Raw genomic sequence first — 26,267 nt, forward strand, 5'->3', positions numbered from 1 at the left:
CGATCTGTCATTCAAGTAATTTCTTTATGGCGCCAGAGAATCTTGTTATTGACACTAGCTCTTTAACGAAATTCCGCAAACTGCGGTTGAAAGACATTAAATTATTGGACATGCTCGTTAGCAAGACAATCGCCATTGCCAACGAACAGAGCATCCTGAATAGGACCTCTATTCTCGTAGATACTCCACAAAAAAAGCCAGCTATAACCAAAATTCGCCGCAAGATAATGCACGAAAACTGCAAAAGGTTGTTATGGATGAATCGATCAAAGTAATAATGCCTGCAAAGAACACGTACGACTTGAAGTCGAGATTGAGTATTGCCAAAAACTCGTTATCTTTATTGAGATAGAATCGGGGAACGCACAAGTACCAAAAGTTTGAAAACATTAACCCTTTTAAAAGAAAGTGTGCGAATTGATATGCTCCCATTTATAGTAGGCAGTTGAAAAAACAACGCTAACCCTCGTTCGACAAGTAAACTTGTATCAAACGATTCAAGAACTGAACAAGGAAATAGGCTACACAATTACGAAATTGTGTGCATTAGTTGGGGTTGCTCGATCTGCCTATTACAAGTGGTTAGAATGGAAAACCTCTAGCATGGATTTTAAATTCGTGCGTTAGCCAAACAAGTAAAGCATCGTTATAACAAGCGAAAGGGGATACTTGACTATCGTCAAATGCGCAAGCAATTAAACCGAAAGCTCAAAAAGAAGTACAACAAAAAGCGTCATTACCGAATCATGAGTGCTCTTGGACTCAAAGCGGTCTTTCGAAGAAAACGAGCAAGTTATGTGAAAGCTGCAGAGATCCATGTAGCTGAAAATGTAATGAACCGTAACTTTAATACCAATTACCTAATTCAAAATGGTGTACAGATGTGACAGAATTGAAGTATGGGAATGGGCGAAAAACCTATTTGAGCGTCATTATTGATGTATATGATAATTCCATTGTCTCATGGGTATTAAGCCATTCCAACAACAATAGACTCGTGATGGATACGCTGAAAAGGGCTTACGCGAAGAATCCTGCCTTATCCCCTCTTCTATAAAGCGACAGAGGCTTTCAGTACACATCTCATGAGTATAACCGACTACATGAAAAATATGGATTTAAGAAAAGTGTGAGCCGATGTTTGGACAACCAACTTATTGAGCGATATTGGGGAACCTACAAGTCCGATAGCTATTACTTACAGAGTATGACACCTATGAAAAATTCCTCACAGAGGTTAGCAAATATATTCACTACTACAATAATTACCGCTACACAGAATGCCTGAATGGCTTGTCACCTAACGAATACCGACGAGCTGCATAACGAAGATACCTCAGCTCTGGTAATACGAGCTGAGGTATCTAAACTAACTATTTTTATTTTTTACATTGTCCACCTGACAGGGAGCGCTTCAAACCGATGAGGCGTATTTTTTTAGCGATATAGACTTTCATTGTTCTCCCTAATATGCGTTTCATCAAAATCCTTCGGATTGAACCAATCTCCACTGCTAGCCCAAGTCGGATCCAGCGGAATCCAAGCTTGCCGATCACTTATATATACTTCATTCCAAGCATGTGCACCATATCCGCCACGCCCATCATAACCCTGACCTGTTACAACCCGTACCTGCAAGCCCTGTGAACGAGCCATCACAGCGTACAGTCGGGCATAGTCTATACACACCCCTTGCCGAGTGTCGAATGTATCCTGTGGTGTCTGTTCATGCCAGACCCTGTTTTGCAAATAATTGTCAGCCTTAGCATAATCGTAAGTCACGCGTGTACCTACCCAATCATAGAGAAGTCTCGCTTTTTTCTCTTCTTCTTGCGCTTGTCCAACAATGTCTTCTGCTGCTCCTATAATATCCTGAGGAATTTCATGATCGATAACCTCATATTTTCTGCGAAGGATATCATTCATCTCTGCTGCAACGGTCTTCGTCAGAATTGGAAGTTTCTTCTGCACAGTCTCACCAACAATAGGTTCAAATACAGCAGCAGCGCTCTGACTATAGATTGGAGAGGACTCCACATAACGACTAAATCCACTCTCCGGATTTAATCCAACACAGATGAAAAGAGCAAGAACAATTACCAGACTACGCATTAAGCCGATAATTAATCCAACCATTGCTCCTCCCATACGGCTTACCTGCGTAATCTTTCTGTCTTTAAACTTCTTAGTACGCCGCAATTGTGGAAAAGGTAGCAACATGGATAACAGTCCTAAGAGCATACGAATTAACAGATAAGAAATCAGGAGTAACAATAGAAATCGAACCAGCGGTGATTCTGATAACACAGACACCGCCGTATAATAAATTTGCTGCCACTGTGTAAGCTTAGTATCAGGAAGACTAATCCCCGATGCCCAAGTCTCTACATAGGGATTGAGGTAGGCCGCAGCTGGGATAGCTAATACCAAAGATGCTATAGTAAATAACCCTGTTCCCAGCAGCCCAAATAATCTTCCGGTAGCGCTTGAGAAACCTCTGCTCCAGCCTTGCAATAGAGAGAAGACTACAACCAGCAGGAGGGCAATGGAGATGATATTAGCATCACTCACACTAGTCATCCATCCGTTTATCATATCCGCTCTCTCCTTTCAGTCGCGTGCTTGCTCGCTTGTTATATTTTTGAGTCCAAGCCTGTTATTGATGTTTTCGGGCTTCCTCGATAAATGTTTTTGTCGTATCTGTAACACTCCACTTTCCAAGACTCACACCACGGAAAGTAACCTCTACTTTATCTTCACCCGCTGCGCCCTTCACTTCAATATTCGGCGTTGTAATCGTAAAGGTCCCGTCTCCATTTGAAGTGTACTTCGCATCCTGCGCTTCTTTAAGCATAACCTCTTGCGCTTCCTTCTTCAGCGTGCTTACCGTTCCATCTGCCACCTTATTCACAGCGTTACCAATTTGGTCCATTGTAACACCACTATAGATGAACAAACCTACAACGATCACGATGACAATCGCCCATTTCAGAACGGTTTTAACCAAATTAACAACCGCAAACAGCAGGACAAGCGCAATTACAATAACTAGCCAATTTTCCCTTATAAACTGTGACCATACCTCTGGATCCATCAATCTCACAACACCCCTATCGCCTAGTTTCGTCCCAAGGATTCTCTCTTCCCATAGACATAACGCCAATATTAATTATTATACATGAATACCCATCATAATTCATGGTTCCACCCTCCGTAAAAGGTATACCTACCAGCGGAATTAAAAAAGCGGTATAAGCCCTCTCTGTCCCACGTAAAGTACAAGTAGTGCTTAAGAATTGGTTCTTCATTATTACGCCGTCCTGCATTCACTTGTGCTGTAGGTGGCTCTCGGAGGTGTTTCCCTGTGAAAACTGCGCTGTGGCTATACTTATTTCTCTTTTTGGCGTTCTTCGATTTACATGCTCAGTATCCCGTCCTTACGCCCTTTGCCATCTCTCTTGGTGCGGGACCCACCTTTATTGGCTGGATGATGGGCATGTACTCGTTGACCCACCTTCCCGGCAATCTGCTTGCAGGCGTACTCGTCGATCGTAATGGCTCCCGCCGCTACATCGTCTTCAGCCTTGTCGCAGCGGGAGCTATCCTACTGCTGCAAGCTCATGTACAGCTTCCATGGCATCTGCTAATGCTAAGAGCAGCAAGTGGATTCGTGCTCGCTTTCCTCTCTCCAGCCTGTATGACGTTACTCGCTTCTTTGTCATCCGATGCCACAGAGCAGGGTAAATATATGTCCGGACATGGTATCGTTCATACGTTAGCTTCAGTTGTATCGCCTGCTGCGGGAGCTTTTATCGTAGCAAAAGCCGGCTACTCTGGCACCTTCACCACACTTGGATGGCTCCTTATCGCAACAGGAATCATGGCTTTTTTTAGTGTACCTGCGCCTTCGAGACATATATTAAAGCCGCTAAGCTCAGCGCCATCAGCATTAAAAGTTCCAGATAAACCTTCTATACCAACGAAAGATGATGATCTGGTATCCAAACGGTATTACCTTTTACCTTTTTTCGTTTCCTGTTCACAAGGCGTTCTCTTTTTCGAGCTCCCACTATCTCAAACAGGGAGCAACAGTATTCTTTCCACTGGTATACTACTGTCACTCCTCAGTTTAGGTGCTTTGGTAACGCTCAGCATGCTCTTCCTGAACCGTCTTTCTCCGGGGGGAAGAATAGCAGCGGCATTACTGGGAATGGCCATCAGCTTCTTTGCACTCGCTTCATTTCACAGGATTCCGACTGCTGCGATTCTTTTTATGCTCGGCGCAGCCAAAGGAGTGTTGTTTCCTGCAATGGCATCACTCTTTATTAGTCTCGGTGGCCCTGGGCGAATGGGTCGGACTTTCTCCATGCAGTCGATAGCCATGTCACTTGGTGCATTCGCTGGGCCCGTGGCTGCTGGACAGCTAAGGTCCTTCGTTTCTCCTTACTTCATAGCCTTTCTACTATTAATGGTAGCATTGCTTCTTCTTCCACCTAAAAACACTGGTAAACTATCGAACCTCACTTCCAAATGGAACGGGCGAGCCGCATGATTCTTTGCTTTTACGACATTTCCCGGGGAATGAAGACTTTCTTGCAGAAACAGTTGTTAAAAATGACGATCCTTCGGTAAACTATAATGAGCCTGAAGCTTAGACCCATTCCCGGAGGTGATTGTCAGCTAATGTCCATAACGATTATTGTCGAAGGTAAGAACGATCGCAGCAGATTACGGCGCGTGCTGGTACCGGAAGTAGAAATCCTATGTACATTTGGTACATTAAATACACTAAAATTAGAATCCCTCCGGCAACAAGTAGGAGATGGAGAAGTATACCTTTATTTGGATAACGATAGCTCTGGCAAAAAAATACGCAGTGTGCTCCGGGATGCCTTCCCTGATGCCGATCATATTTATACTCGTCGCGGATATGCTGGTGTGGAGGGTACGCCTGATGAATACAACATCACTCAGCTCGAAAAAGCCGGATTAGAAGATTTCATCATCTACCCTGAACCACTTCCATTTTAGCTGAAACAAGTATAAGGATAATGTATAGCATGAAACTTATACTATCGTATATTTAAAAAAACGCCTTTTTCGTTATCCGCTCAATAAAGAGGGATTCGAAAAAGGCGTTTTTAATGTTTGATATTTTATTCCCGAGCCAATTTCGTCAGCTGATCGGCAAGAAATTCAGGAGTTACGTTCTCCGTATCTCCTGCGTCATACAATGCACGAAGTTGATTGTCTCGGTCAACTAACGCTATACGGTTGGCATGTACGAAATTTTCTTTGGAATTCCCTGCGATTAGTACTTTAAAAGAATCCGTCGCTAACTTACGAACTTCTTCCTGATCCCCCCGCAAGAAATACCATCCATCATAATTCGCCTGAAACCGGTCTGCAAAAGCCTTAATAGCTTCCCGAGTATCATTCTTCGGATCAAAAGAGATAGAGACAAAACCCGTATCTTTACCAAAACTGCCATCCTCGACCAGAATCTTCTGTGTCTGAGATAACAAAAACGTAGTTATAGGACATACATCCGGACACTGTGTAAAAAAGAAGTATACCAGCCGTGCTTTACCTTGTGTATCAGCCAGAGTAACCTGGTCTCCATTCACATTTTCAAGAGAAAAGTCCTGCACTTCTCCGATTACTGGCAATTTTTCTTTTCCTAAATTCAAAGAGTTAATTGCCAGATAACCAGCCATAATCAAAGCAAGTATTAGCAGAAGCCAAGTCCATTTGTAACGCTTAAAGGTTTGCACGGACACGTATACCCTCCCTCTTCTTAACCGTGAATCGTATTCAATACAAGTACGATCAAACTAACTGTCAGGTAGTTAATGGAGAAGAGGAAATTCTTCTTCGCCCAGACTTCATCATCTTTAGCCTTAAAGCCCATCAAGGTCAATACTAACCAAGCCAAGGACAACGCTGATGAAATGATTAGAAAAAATATGCCTGCGTAATCGTAGGCGTACATTAACACTGGAATAGGCAGCAAAAGGGCTACATAAGGAATCATCTGAAATTTCGTACGTCGCGTCCCTTTAACTACAGGTAACAATGGAAATCCTGCCGCTCTATATTCTTCTTTACGTCTAATGCCCAACGCCCAGAAGTGAGGGGGTTGCCATAGAAACAACATGGCAAAGATCAGCCAAGCGCCTAGATCAACCGTTCCTGAAACCGCAACATAACCAATTACCGGGGGCATTGCTCCAGAAATCGCACCTACGGAGGTGCTCCATGTTGATGTCCGCTTCAACCAAAGCGTGTATACTACTACGTAAACGAACATACCAACAATTCCAAACAGACCGGCAAGCATACCTGAAAAAGCAAACAGCACGATCAAACCTGCAATACCAAGCCCAATGGCGTATAATAATACAGTGTTTGGTTTCAGTCGTCCTGTAGGAAGCCCCCGTTCACGGGTTCTTTCCATCTTCATGTCCAGATCCCGGTCGAAATAGTTATTAAAAACGCAGGCCGAAGCCATAACCAGCATTGTACCGAGCAGAGTCAGAACTAATCTGCCGTAATGAACATCCCAACCCGAGGCCAACCAATATCCTGCAAAGGCCGCAATAAGGTTAGATCGGATAATACCGGGTTTTGTTACAGCAATGAAATCACGCCAGCTAGCACCTTCCGGTGGAGATTTTGCAGACATGGCTGCAGAATCGGAAGAAGCTTGAAATGTTATATGATTGTCCACACCTAATGATCCTCCTTCTAAACGAAAATCTAACGTTCTAACCGAAGTATTTAAAACTTCGCTGTTAACTTTATCATAACAAACCCGTGAAGACTTTGACAGTCATGGGGCAGTAAGTTCATGAATTCGACAATTACGTGACAATATTTATTTAATATTTTTTTTCAATCCCCTTAATAACCAGAGCTGTATTTGGGTAATTATTAATAGAGAACTTCCGAACAACAAAGGAGAACTGACCAATGGATACTGCTACACATTTAGTTATGGGCCTAGGCTTAGCTGGGCTTTCCTTCGTTGATCCCATCGTTGCTTCTGATCCGAAACTGGCCGGGGCTGTTATGCTGGCAACAGTGCTCGCCTCTCAGGCTCCTGATGCCGATACTGCGCTACGACTGAAGGACAATGCAATGTATATTCGAAATCACCGAGGAATCACACATTCCCTACCCTTTCTAATTCTGTGGCCCGCGCTGATTTCCTTCGTGTTAGGGCCCTTATTTGGTTTTACTGATTTACAAGCTCTAAGCCATATTGCGCTCTGGAGCTTCATTGGTGTAGGTGTTCACGTATTTTCTGATCTATTTAATACCTATGGCACTCAGGCTGCACGTCCATTCACGGAGAAATGGATTGCATGGAACATCATCCACATTTTTGATCCGTTTATATTTGGTAGCCATATCGCAGCCATCCTTCTCTGGATCACCGGTATCGTTCCACCGCAACCTTTATTTATTACGCTGTATGCCTGTACTATTCTTTATTATATTTGGAGAACCGTCGTTCACGCACGCCTTACGCGTAATATCAAACTCAAGGATTTACATCATAATGCCGGCGAACGTTATATTGTAATCCCTACAATTTCACTAAAGCGCTGGAACGTAGTAAAAGTGAAAAAAGATGGTAGCTATGATGTTGGGCAGTTAGTCAATAACCGACTGGAATGGTTCAAACATGCTGTATGCTCGACTCATCCTGCTGTGGAGATTTCCAAGTCGCACCCTGATATTCAGTCCTTTCTATACTTCACCTCTTATGCAGTAGCCGAAGTCGAGGAACTCCCTTCAGGATATATGGTGCGCTGGGGGGACGTACGTTATTTACATCGCAAACAATACCCGTTTGTGGCTGTATTAGTGATGGACAATCAATATCGACCTTTAAATACTTATGTAGGTTGGCTTAGCAGCGAGAAGCTCGACAAACGATTTTCCATTGACCCTGGTTCTTTACGATGAAACTGTAGACTTACGCAGAGATCTATTCTATAATCACAAAAAATCCCGGAGTATTATTATCATACTCCGGGATTCATTTTAGCAGACATAGAAAGGAAGGCTCTCTTAATGGGTAAAGGACTTTCACTTTGGTTCGCTTGTTCTTCTATTCTTATTCTTACTGCCGCTTCAATCGCGATCAGTTATAGCTTTTGGTTGGCACTTCTGCTCGGGTTTCTCTGTGTCATGAATATTGGCTGGGGATTTATCCTCAAGGCCAAGATCAGACGCAAACAGGAAAGCCTAAGCGCTGATTAGATTAACGAGCTGGCAGAAATCCCATCCGCTCTTTAACTCCATTCAACGTCTCAGTTGCAACAATACGTGCACGACCAGCACCTTCAGCAAGAATATCTGTAATCGCACCCGAGCTACGAATTTCATTATATCTTTGTTGTAAAGGCTCAAGCGTAGATACAACCACTTCAGCAAGATCTTTCTTAAAGCCGCCATACATTTGCCCTTCATAACGATCGGCAATTTGCTGGAGTGTCATTCCAGAACATTCGGAATAAATACTCATCAAATTACTGATCTCTGGCTTATTAGCTGGATCAAAAATTACTTCACGTCCTGAATCAGTCGTTGCACGGCTGATTTTTTTACGGATCACGTCCGGTGAATCTAACAGAGCAATGTAGCTGCCTGCGTTAGGATTGCTCTTGCTCATTTTTTTGGTGCCATCATCCAGAGACATAATACGTGCACCCACCCCTGGAATGTACGGCTCCGGAATGGTAAAGAATTCGCCAAAACGATTATTGAAGCGACCAGCTAAATCACGAGTCAGCTCCAAATGTTGTTTTTGATCTTCTCCAACTGGCACAAGATCCGCATTATAAACAAGAATATCTGCTGCCATCAAGGAAGGATAGACGAATAAACCAGCGCCAACAGAATCTTTACCTGATGATTTATCTTTAAACTGGGTCATACGCTCCAGCTCGCCCATTGCTGTAAGTGTCGTCATGATCCAACCCAGTTCAGCGTGTTGTGGCACATGCGACTGCATATAGACATTAGAACGTTCAGGATCAATTCCTGCTGCAATAAAGAGGGCCGCTACGGATTCTGACTGTTCACGCAGTGCCGCAGGATCTTGTGCTACAGTGATTGCATGCATATCGACAACCATAAAGAAACATTGATGATCATCTTGCAGCTTCACAAAATTTTTCAGTGCTCCAATGTAGTTCCCCAATGTAAGTGAACCGCTTGGCTGAATGCCTGACATTACTTTTTTCATAATATAGACCTCCGTTTGATGTCATTTCTAAGTTTCCGAGAACGCAAAAAAAGCCTCATCCGCAAGGGACGTGAGACCGTGGTGCCACCCTTATTCGCTGCTTAATCTTGTTGGACAAGAAAAAACAGCCTTAGTCTTCCGTTAACGGGGAAGATCCGGCCGGTCTACTAGGGTATCTAGCTCCCGTTCAAGCTCGGCGCTCAGGGGTCCATTCATCAGGTTTGTCCTACCGGTTCGCATCAACCACCGGCTTTCTGAAGGTGCAATGCCTGCCTACTTGTCCCCGTCATCACATTATCATCATGAATTAATGCCTTCATCATAGAACCATAAAGAGAAGTTGTCAAATCACTTAACCACTACCGTATAAATCTGTTATGATAAGGTTATCCATGTTCTATTCGATTACAGTTACGATAAAGGAGCATATCTCATGAAACAGGTGACCAAAGGGCAGTGGGGCGGTTATGATACTTATATTTTGCACAGCCGTGAACTGGAAGTCACGCTTTTGCCGCGACTAGGAAATAACGTGATTTCATTGTTTGATGTCAAGAAACAACGGGAAATTCTACGGCGGCCTGATGAAAGCGATCAAGCTTTCTTTATGCAAAAACCTTACCATTTTGGCATGCCGCTATTAATTCCACCCGGAAGAATTCGTAAGGGCCAATTTCAATTCGAGGGTACAAGTTATCAATTTGACCAGAATACCGCTAATGACAATCATATTCATGGTCTACACCGAACTCAGGCCTGGTGTGTCAGCGATATTGAAGAAGATGAGGATGGTTGCGCGGTCACTACTGAATTCCGAACGGAAGATGATCCACACTGGATGGAGCAATTCCCTATCCCACTTAAATTCGAAATGACGTTTAGGCTTCAGGAAGCCCGATTTACCCAAACTTTAAAGGTTACAAATCTTGGAGATCATCGAATTCCTTTTGGGATCGGTTATCACACCTGGTTTATGATTGATGGAGAACCTGAGCGCTGGAATCTTAAGCTCCCAGTAAATAGTATTTATGAACTGAACGATGAATTGCTCCCTAGCGGCAATCTGATTCCACTTGGTGATCTGGAAGCCTTGAACACCGGAATGAACATGCAGGGAACTAATTTTGATACTGCTCTACGTATTGGAGAAAAACAGCCTGTAGAAGCCTTATTATTACGTGATGATGGTTATGGCCTTCGTTATACTGCTGACGAGAATCTATTCCGTCACTGGGTGCTATATACCAAAGGACCGGCTGATCAATTTCTGTGTATTGAGCCCTATACCTGGCTCGCGAATGCACCGAATGTATCCGAGGATGCTTCCTTCACAGGTCTTTTAACGGTAGAACCCGGTCAAAGTCAGAATCTATCCACCGTGCTGGAAATGATCTATCCTGAGATTTAAAGCAGATATACATTATATCGGTCTTGCCTTGCGATTACGTAAGGGAAGACCGATTTTTTTGTGTAATCCCTAGTAATAAAGGATTTCTATCCTCACTTTTATTTCACTAATAATTACCATCCTTAAAACCTTTCGAAGTGATGCATGAATTAACCTCTTAGCGCTCATACTATCTTCACAACGGGCGAAGGAGGTGACACACATGGGTCAAGCAGGTCAAGGTCGTAGCAGCCGTTCCAATAACCTGGTCGTTCCTCAAGCAACTGCGGCATTGCAACAGTTGAAATATGAAGCAGCACAGGAGCTTGGAGTAACGATCCCAGCTGACGGTTATTACGGGAACTACACTTCTCGCGAAACTGGTTCTCTGGGCGGTTACATCACTAAACGTCTAGTACAACTGGCAGAACAACAACTGTCTGGTCGTCAGTAACAACGTTATCTTAAGTGTTTTATCCGGCTAGGGCATATCAAGCATAAAGCCTAAAGCCGAGTAGCTTTTGAGCCCTCTCACACTTCTTTCTGAAGCTGTGGGAGGGTTTTTGATTTTCACAATTATTGAAATTTTATGTAAACAACGCTTAACCAAAAAACTGTTCGGAACTTTCAGCATAGGCATTACGAGGCGATCGAATCATTAGATTCGCCATATTATAATTGGACTCCAACGTAGCATCTACAATCACCATTCCCTGTCTAATGGCGAATTCATAAGAAATCTCACCATGCGTCCAACGCCGCTTGTATTTCAGGCTTTCCAGCGCCATTAGTCGAAAAGAAGACTGTTGTCCATCTGTCATCCCTTCTTTTGCATCAGTGAATCCCCCGCTTCGCCCAGAAAGAGGATTATGTCGTATCCCGAATTTTCCGATCATGTTATTTCGTATTTGCACAAAAACCGTACCAGAAGTTAATCCCGATAATTCTTCCTGCAGCTCCTTAAACACCATATCCATCTGTCTCGCTAATGATAGTTGTTCCGTCTTAAGCATTACTTCTCCTCCTAAAAGTTTTGTGAGCATAGCTTGATTTGAGTGCACTTCGCAGAACCGACTTCGTAAGCGCTTGCTTATTTTTGTGAGTTCAGCCAAGTGGTACTCTAGCGTGCCTTATATAAGGCTTAAGACTCATTATAGGTTACTAACAAATGGCAAACAACATTATTCGGCAAAATTGGGTTATTATCCCTATAGATGCGCGAAATCCATAGATTAATCGCATATTTCTTTTTATAAATCGTGATTTTTCGACATTTTATCATTAAAAAAAGCCCCTGTATCAGGGGCTTTTGCGTGTTCATGCTGAAAAATTGTTGTTTTTTCTACCGCTAAATTTGTCTTAGTTTAGACTTTTTCAAACTAATTGCTCCGTCATCTCCAAGAACTCATTAATGTCAGCTACAATCAGATCTGTAGCGCCTTGCCAGAAGTCCGGCTTCGTAAGATCCACACCCAGATGCTTAAGTACCAAATCCTCTAAAGTCATCACACCAGTATCTTGCAACAAGCTATCGTATTTGTCTGCAAAGGACGCTCCTTCTTGCAGAGCCAGTCGATACAAGCCTGTGCTGAACATGTAGCCAACGGTGTAAGGGAAGTTATAGAACGGCACATCTGTGATATAAAAATGCAGTTTAGAAGCCCAGAAATGAGGATGGTATTCCGAAAGCACCCCACAGAAGGCTTCCTTCTGTGCTTCCACCATCAATTCAGACAGCTCTTCAGCATTTACAAGGCCTTCCTTACGTTTCTCATAAAAACGAGTCTCGAATAAGAACCGAGCGTGAATGTTCATAAAGAAGGCTACGCTGTTTTGAATTTTCGTTTCAAGCAACGCCAGTTTCTCTTCAGCGTTGCCAGCGGCTTTAACCTGAGCGTCAGATACAATGACCTCTGCGAAGGTTGAAGCAGTCTCTGCAACGTTCATAGCGTAGTTCTGATTAAATACAGGTTGATCATCCAGCAAGTAAGAATGATAAGCATGTCCCAGCTCATGTGCCAAGGTTGAAACATTGGAAGTTGTACCGCTATAAGTCATGAAAATCCGCGATTCCTTACTCTCAGGGAAGGATGTACAGAAACCTCCAGGACGTTTTCCCGGACGATCCTCAACCTCAATCCAGTTATTATCAAAAGCACGCTCTGCAAACTCTGCCATCTTCGGACTAAATTTGCGGAACTGGGTAACGATATCTTTAGCGGCCTGATCATATGGGATTTTACCTGAAGATTTACCCACTGGCGCTTCGACATCTACCCAAGAAAGAGCATCCAGTCCAAGCAGCTTAGCTTTACGCTGAAGATAGGTCACGAGTGCAGGCTTGCTATTCGTAATCACGTCCCACATCGCATTCAAAGTATCTTGTGACATGCGATTGATGCTCAGCGGATCTTTCAGAATATCTTCCCAACCTCTTCCTTTATAGAGCTTCAGACGGAAGCCCGCTAAGTGATTCAAGGTATCCGCACAGTTATCTGCTGCTTCGGTCCATGCTTCTTCCCATTTATGGAACATGGATTGACGTACTTTCGGATCTGGATCATCCAGCTTGTTAAAAGCTTGACCTGCGGAGAGGAGCTTTGTTCCTTCTTCATCCTCAAATGGGATCTTAATCGAGCTTACAATCGTATCATAGTGCCCGCTCCATCCATGATATCCGTCAACGGCTAGTTCTAGCGCTAAGCTTTCCAACTCTGGGCTCATCTTCTCACGGGCCAAGTCACGGCTCTCGCTAAGCACGAACGTTAATGGAGCAATCTCCGGACGTGCCATCCACTCTGCCCATACCTTGTCTGTAGTCTGACGAAGCACGTTACTGAATTGTGAGCTAATGCCTTCGAATCCGGCACGCATACTTGTCACTCGAGCCGCCAGTCTTACCGCACCTTTGTCCATTTGATTCTGAGCGCCCAGACAGTCTGCGAAGGAAGAGACCTCCACAAGTCTTCCTGAACAGCTCTGAAGCAGTTCTATAACCTCGTCCAGCGCCTTTGTAGACTCAACATCCGTTGGAGCTACAGCATTCTTCACCAGACCCTGTAAGGCTGCAATATCTTGTTCAAGATTCTTTAAATAGCTTTCTAACTCAGTAGAGGACGATCCTCCAGGAAATATGGAATCAAGTTTCCAAGTCAGTGATAATGGTTGTTTCATGTCTTCTCACCATTCCTTTGCTCTCATTTGGTTTTCTTTGTATTTGACTTAACACCATGGTAAAGTGAATAACGATACCAGAACATTCATAGCCGATAAACTTTAGGAGGGCATCCATATGAAGCCACTACAAATTTCACCGGAAACAGCCATAACGTTATCCAAGCAACTAGGCGTTCCACTGGAACACTTGATGCATATGCCCCAACATATTTTGCTACAAAAAATAGCTGAGCTATCCAAAAAGCAGAATTCACCGCAAGCTGAGGATGGAAATGAAGAGTCTCCTTCTGGGAAGGATTCACAATGATTCCTTTTAGTCATACCTGGCCTTATGACATTATTTTAGGCGATATGTATGTGCAGTATTGCCCGTTCTGCAACTCGGAGAATGTTCTTCTCCCTATGAAGCCAAAAGAATTGCAAATCGTTCGTGACGGCAAGAAAAAACTACTTGTCTTCCCATGTTGCAGCGCCAGTCCCACAGTTGTAGATAACGACGGAGATTACCTCCTATTCGATCGGGCAGTCCGATAAATAGAAGGTAATCTAAATCCCAATCTTACCATTTTTATAAAGCGCAGACGAGAGCATTACTCTCTTCTGCGCTTTTTGTTGTTCGTGAAGCTTTAAGAACCTGAAGGCAATCCATCGGCATCAATATCTACAGCTTCGCCGCGCATTTGCTCTCTTAGCACAACCCACTGCTCCCTGGCAGCTCGAATCATCGCAGCATCCATAATCTTCTGATCATTAATCAGGCGTGAGAACCACATTACAGCCACAGAGAACTCTCCGATGCGCCGGTTAAGTTCGCCGATAAGATACATGAGCCGGGCATCATTGCCAGCTATTCCGTCTTTTTCGTATACCTTCACATATTCAGCTAATGAATAGCGCAAAAAGCGTTGTTCCTGTTCCGTATTCCCTTGATATCGATACAACCAGGCAATGTGATGAAGCAGACTTGCAATAATTCGATCCTTATCGTTAATACTTTGAGCGCATAAAAGCGCCAGTTTATAGGTCTCAAGTGCAGTTTCCCAGCTTCGTTTATCCCCAAAGTCACGGCTCTTCCATCGTTTTCCTACCTGTTCATTAAATGCTTTTCGCTGCAGATCCGTCAGCTTGTCCGCTGAATTTTCTGTAGAGGCAAACCCACAACTCGGGCAGACACGTACAACATAATAATCCGGATTCTCGTTTTTGTAATATGCGCAAAAATCAGCATCGCGGCGGATAGCCTTTTTTAGGCTAGGGCGTACGCGAGAGGTTGAAAATTCATGTTCACAATTGCAACATTTGACCTTAATAGAATATAAGGGTATTAACTCTGGCAAGTACTCTCATTCCTTTCAGGATCAACCTGTCCCTTATTATTCCTGGGGCATGTTAACAAAATGATGTGCGGGACCTGCAAGACGGCTAAGCACGAACGAACGTAGCGGCTCTTCTACGCCGGTCTCCTCAAGCGCCTCTTTCATACACTGCAACCATTCTTCAGCACGTTCTGGAGTAATGGGAATATGCATGTGCCTTGCTCTCATCATGGGATGTCCATGCAGTTCTGAATACAATGGGCCACCGCCAAAAAACTGTGTCAGGAATTGATACTGCTTCTCCAGAACAGGAGAAATGTCTTCAGGAAATAACGGACCCAGCTGCGGATGAAGCTGCACTTTGGCATAGAACACTTCCACCAATCGATGTAGCGCCTCAGCTCCTCCTAGGTTCTCATATATACTCTCATTTGGATTCATTGAGGTTACCAGCTCTCTTCCATATTAATGAAACGTTTCTTACTTTATTATACCAAAAAAAAGCACGGCTCGGATATCCGTCGAAAGTGCCCCTAAACGGCAGAAAAAAGACGCTAAACTATAGTTTAGCGCCTGGAGGTTATTGTCAGTAGGTCCGAAATTCTTCATCACCTGAAGGGACGAGAGAGACCCGGATCACATATACAAAAGCACAAACGAGAACTCCGGCTACAACGCTCATCGCCATCACTCCATCCCATTTATTCTTGTAACAGAGGGTGCATTTCTTATTTACATAATATCATATTTCGAACGAAAAAGCACCGAATTATGTAACCGCTTCCTTTATTTTTTTTGTGCTGTTTGTCCTTCTTTTCGCATACATCTAACCATAGATCAGGAGGCGTTAATTATGACTTTTAAAAAGATTGGCGGCCCACTGCTGGGATTAACATTGGCAGGCTGTATGCTGCTGATGTTGCTTCATCCGGAGGCATCCCTTGGCGCAGCCTTACGAGGCCTGGCCATCTGGTGGGATGTGTTATTCCCCTCCCTATTTCCATTCTTCGTCATATCCGAAATCATGCTAGGCCTAGGGATCGTTCATCTCTTCGGTGCACTGCTCGATCCATTGATGCGCCCTCTTTTTGGTATACCAGGTAGCGGCGGGTTTGTCGCTGCGATGGGATATGTATCAGGATATCCTGTTGGCGCTAAATTAACCGCTAAGCTGCGGGAACAGAATCTGATTAGCAGAGTAGAGGGCGAACGATTAGTCGCTTTCACAACCTCCTCTGACCCAATCTTTCTGTTAGGTGCAGTATCCGTTGGTTTCTTTCGAGACGCATCGTTGGGGCTTATCCTAGCCCTCGCCCACTATGGGAGCGGTTTGATTGTTGGCTTGCTAATGTCGTTCCATGGACGCAAAGAACAGAGCTCCCCCTCCCAAGACCCATCCATAACTAGTTCTACTGCCCCCTCTTTTCCAGCCAAAAAAGGTTTTGGAAGAATCCATGCAGCACTTCTTGCCATGGAGGAGGCTCGGCGCAAAGATGGACGGAGCTTTGGGGAGCTATTAAAGGGAGCAATCCAGTCCTCGCTAAAGCTTATTATTGTCGTAGGCGGTTTGGTTGTATTCTTCAATGTGCTAATGGAACTGCTAGCCCGTGCCGGTATCCTATCCTCCCTTTTTAACATGACCGGACATCTTGTGTCCCTTGTAGGTGGTCCTCCAGAACTAGCTCAGGCTCTCATTAGCGGATTCTTTGAGGTGACAATCGGTGCCCGTTCAGCAGGTGAAGCCGCAGCTTCCATCCCGCTTCAGTTCAAGGTAGCGGCAGCTGCCTTCATTCTCTCTTGGGGCGGATTATCTGTACATGCCCAGGTGGCAAGTATTCTGAACGGTACCGGGCTGCGGTATCTGCCATTTTTGACTGCACGGCTAATTCACGCCATACTCGCATCAGGATTGGTCTTGCTGCTCTGGAACCCTGTGATGAACACAGGGCTGTCTACCACATGGGTATCATTACCAGCCTCTGCTGCCTTTACTCCTTCTGCCTCAGGGATCACGGCAAGCCTCGCCCTGCTGAGTCTATTATTAACTGCTGCAATTCTAGTCTCACTGCTTATCCCTGTATTCATGACAATGATTCGATGGGTACGGCGAAGTTGATTAACATATTGTGTTCCGGGTCAAGATTGATTATGATCGGTGTATGACTGAATTATACAAAAGGAGCCTGTACATCTTGAGATATTATGTTCTGGACCGCGGTGATGAACTATCAATCAAACTTGCCGAGCAGTTTCACAAGCTGGCGGCGGAGCGGGACCTGCAACTGGATGCCGAGTCTCCCGAAATCGTCATCTCTATTGGCGGAGACGGCACAATGCTGCACGCTTTTCATACCTTTATCGATCAAATCCCCAATCTAGCCTTCGTAGGTGTGCACACAGGACACTTAGGCTTCTATGCGGACTGGCAAGCGGAAGAGCTACCCACCTTAATCGACTACATGTGCGGAACCGAGGATTCTGAGCCTCAGAAACCTCGTATCGTGAAATATCCGTTGCTTGAGCTGGAAATTCACAAGAAATCCGGTTCTTCGTCCCACATTGCCCTAAATGAATTTACCCTTAAAGGGGTAGATGGAACTATAATGATTCAAGTTGACATCAATGATGTTACCTTCGAAATGTTCCGGGGTGATGGGCTTTGTATTTCTACTCCTTCTGGTAGCACGGCCTATAACAAAAGCCTTGGGGGAGCCATGGTTCACCCATCTATAGAAGCGCTGCAGATTGCCGAAATCGCCTCAATTAACAACCGCGTATTTCGAACAATGGGGTCGCCATTACTACTGCCGAAGCATCACCATTGCGATATTCTTTCATGTAAGGATCAGCGCTTACTACTCACGATAGATCATAACAATATCCCAGTAGATGATCTGATTTCAGTACGCTGCCAAGTATCGGACAAGAAGGTCAGTTTCGCCAGGTACCGTCCTTTTCCGTTCTGGAACCGTGTACGTGAAGCTTTTTTAGTTTAAGATTAACCTTCGATCCAACGATTTTCAGTGGCTGGAGATATCCATTTCTCCGGCTTTTTTGTGTGACAAAACTAACACCAACTGATAGACTGAGAGAGAAGCCAAATGGTATAATGAGGCTATTTTACAAAGAGTTACATAAAAGGAGAGAGTACTGTTGAAAAGATTTTTATCCCTCTTAAGCATAAGTCTACTGGCCCTCATACTTGCGGTCCCGGCTTTTGCAGCATCGAAACCAATTGATGTTTATATTAACGGAAGTAAGGTTTCCTTCACCGCTGGATCCCCATACTTAGCGAACAATTCTGTACTTGTACCTTTCCGGGTTGTCTTTGAGAAGCTTGGACTTCAAGTTCTCTGGGATGCCAAAACTGGAACGGTAACAGGAAAAAGTTCAAATCTTGCGATTACCCTCAAAATTGGCAGTAACCGCGCTACTGTTAACGGAACCGTTAAAAAACTAACCACTGCACCAGTTTCCTCAGCCGGCACTACATACATCCCTTTGCGTTTTATCGCAGAGGCAACCGGGGGCACAGCTGTCTGGAATTCTACCAGTAGAAGTGTACAAATTACTACTCCTGTCTCCAAAGGTAAGGACGAAGCAGCCATTACAGCATTAATCCGTTTGTCTAATCAATATTTCAATGAAGAAAAAGCGACTAGCTTCTACTCCCTTATGGATCCGGAGTACTCTTACACGGAATCAGTGGCCGAACTCAATGAATCTTTTAAAGCTTTTGACATAAAGAATACTATTGATAGCTTGGAAATCCTCGACATTACAGCTGACGAAGCCACTGTGTATACGCTTGAAAGTTCACGCAGAATAGGTGGGACTTATACTCCAGATACAGAGAATGAATACGTATATACCCTGGTCCGCAAGAACGGAAGCTGGAAGATTTCATCCGTGGAATCCCAAAGCTCGACCGTTCTCCTTACTCATGAACAAGGTATAAAACCAGCAGCCAACATCCCTCAAAACGATGCGGATGCCATCAAAGGTACTATTAGCAAGTATTATCAAGCAATGAACGAACAGAATCCTACAGCAGTTCTTTCCACGATGACTTCATATGGAGAAGAATATGATTCCTCTCTCAAGGCAGATTTGGATGATTTCTTTGCTTCGTATGATATTACCTATACTCCAGGCATTTCAAATATTTATTATTACAGTGCCAAAGAAGCTGCTATATATGTAGAAAGCAAAGACAAGGAAGCTAGTGAAGAGGAGACTTATGAGCAAGGCCTTATCTATATTCTATCCAAGTCGGATACTGGTGTATGGACAATCGATGACACATATAGCATCTACAATAAACTTGTGAAATCCTAATAAAAAGGGTGTTTGATTCCATGAAATCAAAAAAAATAATAAGTGCACTGTTAACCAGCTGTCTAGCTTTATCTATTACATTTGCTCCACTGGCTTCCGCTGCAGATGCCGCTAAAGCTTCCACAGACAACAGTGATCTTATTAATGAAGTAATGAAGCTATTGGAGAACTATAATCTTTCAGATGTAGATAAAGATATTTTGATTCGCGGAGCAATTGACGGCATGGTGAACACACTGGATGATCCATACAGCCAATACTTCAATTCCGAGGAAGCGGCGCAATTTGAACATGCGGTTGATCTCGAATACGTTGGCATCGGTGTTAAACTTCAATATACGCCAACAGAGCTCTACATCGAAGAAATCTCTCCAGGTTCTCCTTCTGAAAAGGCAGGCTTGAAACGCGGCGATACGATTCTCAAAATCAACGGAATACCTGTTGACGAAACGGATGATTCGGAACTAAGTGGAGCCGCGGGCACTAAGGTCACCCTGCTGATCCTCAGAAATGGTGTCACAAAATCTTATGTTGTCACCCGAAATGAACTGAACTCGACTTCCGTTTTTGGAACCCTCATTGGTCCGAAAATTGCCTATATTTCGCTAAGTGGTTTCACACAGAATTCTGATGAAGAATTCGCCGCTATGCTGAAGAAGATGCGTACAGCGGGAATGAAATCCATGGTGCTTGATTTACGTGATAACTTGGGTGGATACATGGATTCGGCATACAACATTGCCTCTAGTTTTATGGATAAAGGCATCATGATGTATACCTCTGATCAAAGTGGCGCGTTAACTCCTGTAACGATTACTAGTGGCAGCAAAATCGGTGTGCCCGTCGTAATTCTAACCAACGAATACACTGCAAGTGCGTCAGAAGCTCTTACGGGCGCCCTGCGCGACAACAAGCTGGCTACTGTTGTAGGCACTCGTTCTTACGGCAAAGCGCGTATTCAAAGCCTACTTCCAGTGTCTAATGGCGACATGCTGAAATTGACCACGCAGAAATATCTAACACCTAAAAAAGAAGACTTTAATCACATCGGTCTCGCACCGGATATTGAGGTAAAAGGGAAAACTGCACAGTTGATTACCGCCCTGCAGCTTGCTGGAATGAAGACTTTAGAAGTCACCGGAGATCATCATATCTTAAATATCAACGGGGTTCCTTTTGCTGGTAATGTTGGTCTTGTGAAGCAGGGCGATAAAACTTATGCTTCATCGCTGGTGCTGGCTGCGCTTGTCGAGGGCGAGATCACCTGGGATGCCAAGAACAAGAAGGTCATCGTAAAGAGCGGAACAGGCATATCTACCGGCTTTACGCTTTCCTCCAAAGAGGCGCTATCTCAGAATGGTGAGACCTACATTGAATTAAATGCCTTTAAGAAGAAGTTTCCGGCACTCGTATGGAGTTACAATGCTACACAAAAGCAATTGAAATTATCTATAAAATAATCCATATGAAAAGGCAGCAATTCTCCAGAGATGGGGTTTGCTGCCTTTATTATTTGTACATATCTATTCAAAAGAAAAAAGCTGTCTCATTCGTAGAAGGACTCTACTTATGGTCAGCTTTCATCGTTAAGATTGTGGATTTTCTATGTTTTGTGTGTTTTGTGTGTTTTGATTATTTTGAGGCTTTTGTGTGTTTTGGGGTTTTTGGGATTGACCTTGTGGTGGTCTGCTTTGAAATTCCTTTTTGGATTTCTTCCCTTGCGAATCTTTACCCCGGTGATTTCGGCTTTGATGTTCTCTCAGAGGTCTATCCTTAGCAGAAGTCATCTCTTTAAATGCAGCAGATGAATTCGAACCTTGCTTAGATGATGTTTCTTTAGAGGAGAGCTCTTTATCTATAGCCGCTCCATCATTATCTTCAGCTTCTAGCTCCGAATCTTCTTCCTCACTCGGCTCTGGTATTTCTTTGATCAGAATATCCTTGAACAAACCCTCTTGTGGTACCTCTTTTAACTTATGCAACACAAAATATGCGCAGCCAAAATTGCAATATTCATTAATATAATCGACCATGCCAGAAATCGCTGTATCCCGATTCACCTTTGGGTGGTTGTCCCGATAAAAACCTTTCAAACGCAGCTGACTGTAACCCCAGTCACCAATAATGTAGTCGTATCTTTCCAGCACTTCGCTATATCTTCCGCGAAACGCCTCCGGATTCCAACCATCCTTATGATCTAACATTAGTTCGTAGCCTTTTCCGCCTATAACGATCAAACCTTTTGTCGCCTGCCTTTCGAAGGAAAGTATTTTCGTTGATTATGCCGTCATTTCCGAGAAATATTGGGCTTTCGGTCGCTGTTGTTGATTAATTTCTTCTATTTGAACCGCATCAGCGGTGAAATTAATCAACAGTGTATGCTTACGATGCTAGCTTTCCTTCGGAAAGCTTTCAGGCGAACGCTACGCTCCTACAGCTCCAACATTTCTCTCCAATGACTCAAATCAACGTTTTTTTATGTGTAACCTATGGGCTGAGTGTTTCAGAACGCTATCGCTCCTTCAACCCTCTCCTTAATAAAACCTTTTTGTGACTTTGTCACTATTTCAAAAAAATTAACTAGAAGAAACCGTGCGCTCCTCACGAGCTTGAGCGGCAGATTTCACCTGCTCATGCGCACGATAAGAGCTGCGAACAAGCGGAGCTGATTCCACATGGCTAAAGCCACGCTTCAATCCCTCTTCCTTAAGCAGCGCAAATTCCTCTGGTGGATAATATTTCTCCACATTCAAATGCTTTGGAGAAGGCTGTAAGTATTGTCCTAAAGTCAATATATCACAATTTACGGCTCGTAAATCATCCATTGCTTGTAAAATCTCATCCCACTCTTCACCGACTCCAAGCATAATGCTTGATTTGGTAGGAATATCCGGCTTCATTTCCTTAGCTCTGCGCAGCAGTTCCATCGAACGGCGATACTTCGCTTTAGCCCGTACACGGTCTGACATCCGTTCCACCGTCTCAATATTATGGTTAAGAATGTCTGGATTACTGTTCATAACAATCTCTAGACTATTCCGTTCTCCCAGGAAATCTGGAATCAATACTTCAACACTACATAACGGAAGGCGTTTACGAATTGCCGCTACCGTCTCAGCAAAAATCTGAGCGCCACCATCCGCAAGATCATCACGGGCCACACTGGTCACCACGCAATGGCGAAGGTTCATTCCCTCTGCAGCTTCTGCTACACGTTCAGGCTCCTGCAGGTCCAGCTCTGTCGGCAACCCTGTATTCACAGCGCAGAAACGGCATGCGCGAGTACATATATCACCAAGAATCATAAAGGTAGCCGTTCGATTTGCCCAGCATTCATAAATATTCGGACACCTAGCTTCTTCACATACGGTATGTAAAGTTTTAGAACGCATCATGCTCTTGATTTCCTGATAGTTATCACCGGTAGTTAGCTTGATTCTAATCCAATCCGGCTTAGGCTGCTTTGCTGTTTTATTCGTCAAAATAATAAACCCCGCTTCCTCCTGAATGTGATGCTGCAGATGAAAGATGCTGCCTCATATTATACCATGTGCGCTTTACAATTGCCTGTTTTTGTGAAATATGCAGGGCATCTCAACTTCGATTCCGGCGAAGAATTTACTGGTACCTTTAGACAAGAACGGATAAAAAGTAGCCTTTTGCTTCAATCTATAATAAAAGCTTTATCCGAAGTGCCTACATTCAATTCTACGCCCGGACAAAAGGAGGCTGTTATCTTGCTGGCCCTATTTAAGAATACTAATAACCGGAGAACTATGTTATGTCTGTCCGCGGCCGCTATCCTTTGGGGTGGTTTAGGCCTTCCCGTTCCAGCAGCTGCAGTACAGGCTACAGTCCAACCGGTGGAAAGCAGCGGCAATTCTGTTAATGCTAGCAAAGAATCCATATGGTCTGCCCGTAGGGGGATTTATGATCAACTGAGTGCAGCCACTGGAATTCCTTGGTTTAGATTCGCAGCCATTGATCAATATGAACGCACCATCGCCAAAAAAGGTTCCTCAGACAAACCCGTCACCAACCGTCTTACTGGAATCATGATTCCAGCACCCGTATGGTCCGGTCCACTCAACCCGGATCAGGAGGATACTTCTCCTGAATCCATCACTTTCTTTAACGGCTTCGGCCGTGATGGCTCAGGTGATGGAATCGCCGATCCAGAGAATGATGCTGATGTTCTATATAGTATGGCTAGACACTTGCAGAAATATGGTGATTCAGCTAATGATTTCAGCATTGGCATTTGGGAGTATTATCACAATGGTCGTGCCTCTCAGCGCATAGCTCAGTTCGCTAAGCTATATGAACATTTTGGTCGGCTTGACCTGTCAGGTAATGCTTTTCCACTACCCTTAAGTAATTCTTATTCTTATCGTAGCACTTGGGGAACCGGCAGAAGCTGGGGTGGGGCACGTATTCACGAAGGGACTGACCTCTTTGCACCGCAAGGTATGCCGGTACGCAGCACCTGCTTTGGCTTAGTGGAAACTAAAGGCTGGAACCGCTACGGTGGCTGGAGAATTGGAATTCGTGATATCGAGAACCGTTACCATTATTACGCCCATTTATCCGGGTATAACAAATCCATTTCTCGTGGAGATATCGTCTCACCAGGTGAAATCATTGGCTGGGTTGGTAGCTCAGGTTACGGAAATCCAGGAACACAAGGGAAATTCCCGCCACATCTACATTTTGGCATCTACCGTGACCGAGGGATTACTGAATGGGCTTTTGACCCTTTTCCGTTGCTAAAACAATGGGAAAATCAGGAGTATAGAGACTTAAAGAACAAAAATAAAAAAAGTGCTACAAACAAGGAAAAACGCCTTTAGCGTCCCTAAAGGCCGGTCAGCGTTTATGCAAGAAATATAAGGATAATGTATAAAGTGAAACTTATACTTTCTTATATTTTTAAAAGGAAACGGCTTCGCCATCTTTTGAGATGACACCCGTTTCTTGATGAATAAGGCCCCTTCTTTTGAAGAGAGGCCTTATACTATTTTAGTACAACATTAAACATCCAAACGGTTCAATGCTCACTATAAGCTTGTTATTATTTTTAAAAGTAGCTCCTGACAGTAAATCGGTAAGCAAATTCTTATCCGAACGATATACATTAAGCTCAAGCTCGTACGCGTTCGGAGAATTATTGATAATTAAACCTATCTTCTCTTGATCCATTCCCCGTGTATAACCGAAGACATTACGGACTTCATCCGTGAACCAAGGACGAAACTTACCTTTTCGTAGAATATCACAGCTTTTTCTTAGGAAAATTAGCTCTTGATACCACTTCAGCAGTGCTGTATTTTGAGCTTGCTCTTGCCATACCATAGCTTTTCTACAGTGAGGGTCCGTAGCTCCTTCCATCCCAACCTCATCCCCATAATAGATCATCGGAATACCGATATAAGTCATCTGAAAAAAAACTGCCAACCTCATGCGCTGTATTGCCGTACTCTCGCGGTCCCAGCCACGTCCCCCCTCCTTACACGCTGTAAGAAAACGCAACGTATCATGGCTGCCAATCAATTGAAACATAGCCGAATTCGCCTGGTCATTATACAACGCCTCCTGATGGAGTACTTGCTCCATAAAGCGATCAGGCCCTGTTGACTGCTCTGCAAAAAATTCCAGCACGGCATCCCGAAGCACATAATTCATGCCACCATCGAATTGATCCCCTCTAAGCCAAGGCCCAGAAGCATGCATTATCTCTCCAATGAGTAGAATTTCAGGAAATTCAGACTTGAGCTCTTGCCGAAACCGGGACCAAAAAGCCGGGTTGACCTCATTCGCTACATCAAGACGCCAGCCGTCTATTTCTGTTTCACGAATCCAATACTTGGCAACTCCAATCATATAATCTGCCGTCTCGGGATGATCCATATTCAGCTTAGGCATATGCGCTTCAGCTTTAGCGAATGTCTCATAATTCGGGGCAGGCGTCTGTGTTACGGGAAAAGAACGAATAAAGAACCAATCTTTATATGGAGACTGTTCGCCTTTTTCCATCACATCTTTAAAAGCAAAGAATTGATCTCCCGAATGATTAAACACGGCATCCAAAATGACCCTAATTCCATGGCGATGTGCCTCACTGACTAGCGTCTTCAATCCATCTACATCGCCAAATGCAGGGTCGATCTTATAATAATCGGAGGTGTTATATTTATGCTCGGAAGGAGACTCAAATACAGGCGTCATGTAAATAGTATTCACACCAAGCTGCTGTAGATAAGGTATTTTGTCCGTAATGCCTTCTAGAGTTCCACCATTGTAGCTGCTAGGATAAATTTGATAGGTCACCGCATCCTGGCTCCATAACGGTAACTTCAAAGCCTCAGAATGGTGAAGATATGCATATTGAAAAGAACCTGCACGCTCCCGATTCTCCGACGCGCCCCTCTCTCCATACCAGATATACTGCCCCGCAGCATTCGCTATATGGAATAGATATCTGCTTCTTCTAGTGCTGGTCTGAATAATTGCTTCATGAATCTCATAAATACCGGCCGACCCAATCCGCTCCATCTGCAAAGGAACTTCTTGCCCCGGAGAATCATAACGATCCGAGTGGATTACGGTACAGGATAATTGCTGTCCAGCTTGTGTAAATAATCTGAGTTTCAGGGTCCCTGTACCTACAGGATAGGCAAATGGATCTTCACTTGTATGATATACAAACCATGATTGAGGCATAACTTATGGACTCCTTCTATACTTTTATCGTTCTATCTATCTGTTCATACATCATTAGAGAGACTGCTAA

The 26,267-nt window shown here is 44.0% G+C and carries 26 protein-coding genes and 1 other annotated feature; of the genes, 14 read left to right on the plus strand and 12 right to left on the minus strand.

Going from position 1 to position 26,267, the window contains the following annotated elements:
- Window positions 1-614 precede the first annotated feature (614 nt).
- Window positions 615-887: an IS3 family transposase gene (locus MKY99_RS25575; protein WP_339271793.1), complete on the plus strand. Its 273-nt coding sequence runs from the start codon at window positions 615-617 to the stop codon at window positions 885-887.
- A gap of 550 nt (window positions 888-1,437) precedes the next feature.
- Here the strand turns inward: MKY99_RS25575 and MKY99_RS25580 are convergent.
- Together MKY99_RS25580 and MKY99_RS25585 are read right to left on the minus strand one after the other, a co-directional pair.
- Complete coding sequence (locus tag MKY99_RS25580; protein ID WP_339267057.1) at window positions 1,438-2,595, minus strand: transglutaminase-like domain-containing protein; 1,158 nt, start codon at window positions 2,593-2,595, stop codon at window positions 1,438-1,440.
- 61 nt (window positions 2,596-2,656) lie between these two features.
- The gene (locus tag MKY99_RS25585; protein ID WP_042191604.1) at window positions 2,657-3,094 is read right to left on the minus strand and encodes a hypothetical protein; all 438 of its coding nucleotides are present in this window, start codon (window positions 3,092-3,094) and stop codon (window positions 2,657-2,659) included.
- A 270-nt stretch (window positions 3,095-3,364) separates the two neighbouring features.
- Between MKY99_RS25585 and MKY99_RS25590 the strand changes: the two genes are divergently transcribed.
- The gene (locus MKY99_RS25590) at window positions 3,365-4,552 is read left to right on the plus strand and encodes an MFS transporter (protein ID WP_076285256.1); all 1,188 of its coding nucleotides are present in this window, start codon (window positions 3,365-3,367) and stop codon (window positions 4,550-4,552) included.
- A gap of 131 nt (window positions 4,553-4,683) precedes the next feature.
- Window positions 4,684-5,031, plus strand: coding sequence for a DNA primase (locus MKY99_RS25595; RefSeq protein ID WP_076285257.1), 348 nt, complete (start codon window positions 4,684-4,686; stop codon window positions 5,029-5,031).
- A gap of 125 nt (window positions 5,032-5,156) precedes the next feature.
- On the opposite strand, the gene MKY99_RS25600 is transcribed toward MKY99_RS25595, so the two are convergent.
- Window positions 5,157-5,780, minus strand: coding sequence for an SCO family protein (locus MKY99_RS25600; RefSeq protein ID WP_305953490.1), 624 nt, complete (start codon window positions 5,778-5,780; stop codon window positions 5,157-5,159).
- A 17-nt stretch (window positions 5,781-5,797) separates the two neighbouring features.
- A complete protein-coding gene (gene cyoE / locus MKY99_RS25605) occupies window positions 5,798-6,730 on the minus strand; it encodes a heme o synthase (protein WP_042191612.1) in 933 nt (310 codons plus the stop codon).
- 242 nt (window positions 6,731-6,972) lie between these two features.
- Between cyoE and MKY99_RS25610 the strand changes: the two genes are divergently transcribed.
- Together MKY99_RS25610 and MKY99_RS25615 are read left to right on the plus strand one after the other, a co-directional pair.
- Window positions 6,973-7,974 carry a metal-dependent hydrolase gene (locus MKY99_RS25610; RefSeq protein WP_339267061.1) on the plus strand — a complete coding sequence of 334 codons (1,002 nt, stop codon included), beginning with the start codon at window positions 6,973-6,975 and terminating at the stop codon, window positions 7,972-7,974.
- Between the two features lie 108 nt (window positions 7,975-8,082).
- Window positions 8,083-8,271 (plus strand): hypothetical protein, encoded by a 189-nt coding sequence (locus tag MKY99_RS25615; protein WP_042130914.1) that lies wholly within the window; start codon window positions 8,083-8,085, stop codon window positions 8,269-8,271.
- A gap of 1 nt (window position 8,272) precedes the next feature.
- Here the strand turns inward: MKY99_RS25615 and trpS are convergent, their stop codons facing one another.
- Window positions 8,273-9,259 (minus strand): tryptophan--tRNA ligase, encoded by a 987-nt coding sequence (gene trpS / locus MKY99_RS25620; protein ID WP_339267063.1) that lies wholly within the window; start codon window positions 9,257-9,259, stop codon window positions 8,273-8,275.
- A gap of 61 nt (window positions 9,260-9,320) precedes the next feature.
- Window positions 9,321-9,558, minus strand: a binding site (T-box leader).
- Window positions 9,559-9,692: 134 nt separating this feature from the next.
- Between trpS and MKY99_RS25625 the strand changes: the two genes are divergently transcribed.
- The gene (locus tag MKY99_RS25625) at window positions 9,693-10,667 is read left to right on the plus strand and encodes an aldose 1-epimerase (protein WP_076300354.1); all 975 of its coding nucleotides are present in this window, start codon (window positions 9,693-9,695) and stop codon (window positions 10,665-10,667) included.
- Between the two features lie 202 nt (window positions 10,668-10,869).
- The gene (locus tag MKY99_RS25630; RefSeq protein ID WP_042130917.1) at window positions 10,870-11,100 is read left to right on the plus strand and encodes an alpha/beta-type small acid-soluble spore protein; all 231 of its coding nucleotides are present in this window, start codon (window positions 10,870-10,872) and stop codon (window positions 11,098-11,100) included.
- 148 nt (window positions 11,101-11,248) lie between these two features.
- On the opposite strand, the gene MKY99_RS25635 is transcribed toward MKY99_RS25630, so the two are convergent.
- Both MKY99_RS25635 and MKY99_RS25640 read right to left on the minus strand, forming a co-directional pair.
- Window positions 11,249-11,659, minus strand: a complete 411-nt coding sequence (locus tag MKY99_RS25635) for an O-methyltransferase (RefSeq protein WP_094873297.1) — start codon at window positions 11,657-11,659, stop codon at window positions 11,249-11,251.
- A gap of 361 nt (window positions 11,660-12,020) precedes the next feature.
- Entirely contained in the window at window positions 12,021-13,820 is a 1,800-nt protein-coding gene (locus tag MKY99_RS25640) for a M3 family oligoendopeptidase (RefSeq protein ID WP_339267064.1), read from the minus strand.
- 118 nt (window positions 13,821-13,938) lie between these two features.
- On the opposite strand from MKY99_RS25640, the gene MKY99_RS25645 reads away from it, so the two are divergent.
- Entirely contained in the window at window positions 13,939-14,130 is a 192-nt protein-coding gene (locus MKY99_RS25645; protein ID WP_042130920.1) for a YycC family protein, read from the plus strand.
- Window positions 14,127-14,357 carry a hypothetical protein gene (locus MKY99_RS25650; RefSeq protein ID WP_042130921.1) on the plus strand — a complete coding sequence of 77 codons (231 nt, stop codon included), beginning with the start codon at window positions 14,127-14,129 and terminating at the stop codon, window positions 14,355-14,357. Before MKY99_RS25645 ends, MKY99_RS25650 begins: the two co-directional genes overlap by 4 nt.
- 92 nt (window positions 14,358-14,449) lie before the next feature.
- Here the strand turns inward: MKY99_RS25650 and MKY99_RS25655 are convergent, their stop codons facing one another.
- Both MKY99_RS25655 and MKY99_RS25660 read right to left on the minus strand, forming a co-directional pair.
- A complete protein-coding gene (locus MKY99_RS25655; protein ID WP_076285264.1) occupies window positions 14,450-15,160 on the minus strand; it encodes a DUF2225 domain-containing protein in 711 nt (236 codons plus the stop codon).
- 36 nt (window positions 15,161-15,196) lie between these two features.
- Window positions 15,197-15,580, minus strand: coding sequence for a globin (locus MKY99_RS25660; protein WP_042191628.1), 384 nt, complete (start codon window positions 15,578-15,580; stop codon window positions 15,197-15,199).
- 412 nt (window positions 15,581-15,992) lie between these two features.
- On the opposite strand from MKY99_RS25660, the gene ylbJ reads away from it, so the two are divergent.
- From ylbJ to MKY99_RS25680, 4 genes are all read left to right on the plus strand, one after another.
- Window positions 15,993-17,255 carry a sporulation integral membrane protein YlbJ gene (gene ylbJ / locus MKY99_RS25665; protein ID WP_339267065.1) on the plus strand — a complete coding sequence of 421 codons (1,263 nt, stop codon included), beginning with the start codon at window positions 15,993-15,995 and terminating at the stop codon, window positions 17,253-17,255.
- Window positions 17,256-17,331: 76 nt separating this feature from the next.
- The gene (locus MKY99_RS25670) at window positions 17,332-18,135 is read left to right on the plus strand and encodes an NAD kinase (RefSeq protein WP_042191633.1); all 804 of its coding nucleotides are present in this window, start codon (window positions 17,332-17,334) and stop codon (window positions 18,133-18,135) included.
- Between the two features lie 157 nt (window positions 18,136-18,292).
- Entirely contained in the window at window positions 18,293-19,477 is a 1,185-nt protein-coding gene (locus MKY99_RS25675) for a stalk domain-containing protein (protein ID WP_339267067.1), read from the plus strand.
- Between the two features lie 20 nt (window positions 19,478-19,497).
- Window positions 19,498-20,937: a S41 family peptidase gene (locus tag MKY99_RS25680; protein ID WP_339267069.1), complete on the plus strand. Its 1,440-nt coding sequence runs from the start codon at window positions 19,498-19,500 to the stop codon at window positions 20,935-20,937.
- Between the two features lie 126 nt (window positions 20,938-21,063).
- Here MKY99_RS25680 and MKY99_RS25685 read toward each other — a convergent pair whose 3' ends face one another.
- Together MKY99_RS25685 and lipA are read right to left on the minus strand one after the other, a co-directional pair.
- Window positions 21,064-21,714 carry a YutD family protein gene (locus MKY99_RS25685; protein WP_149645015.1) on the minus strand — a complete coding sequence of 217 codons (651 nt, stop codon included), beginning with the start codon at window positions 21,712-21,714 and terminating at the stop codon, window positions 21,064-21,066.
- Window positions 21,715-22,053: 339 nt separating this feature from the next.
- A complete protein-coding gene (lipA, locus tag MKY99_RS25690; RefSeq protein ID WP_042191639.1) occupies window positions 22,054-22,959 on the minus strand; it encodes a lipoyl synthase in 906 nt (301 codons plus the stop codon).
- A gap of 255 nt (window positions 22,960-23,214) precedes the next feature.
- On the opposite strand from lipA, the gene MKY99_RS25695 reads away from it, so the two are divergent.
- On the plus strand, window positions 23,215-24,327 hold the full coding sequence (locus MKY99_RS25695) for a M23 family metallopeptidase (RefSeq protein ID WP_339267073.1): 1,113 nt from the start codon (window positions 23,215-23,217) through the stop codon (window positions 24,325-24,327).
- Between the two features lie 169 nt (window positions 24,328-24,496).
- Here the strand turns inward: MKY99_RS25695 and MKY99_RS25700 are convergent, their stop codons facing one another.
- Window positions 24,497-26,197, minus strand: a complete 1,701-nt coding sequence (locus tag MKY99_RS25700) for an alpha amylase N-terminal ig-like domain-containing protein (RefSeq protein ID WP_339267075.1) — start codon at window positions 26,195-26,197, stop codon at window positions 24,497-24,499.
- Window positions 26,198-26,267 lie beyond the last annotated feature (70 nt).

It is taken from the genome of Paenibacillus sp. FSL R5-0470 (assembly GCF_037975205.1).
Classification (GTDB): Bacteria; Bacillota; Bacilli; order Paenibacillales; family Paenibacillaceae; genus Paenibacillus_AQ.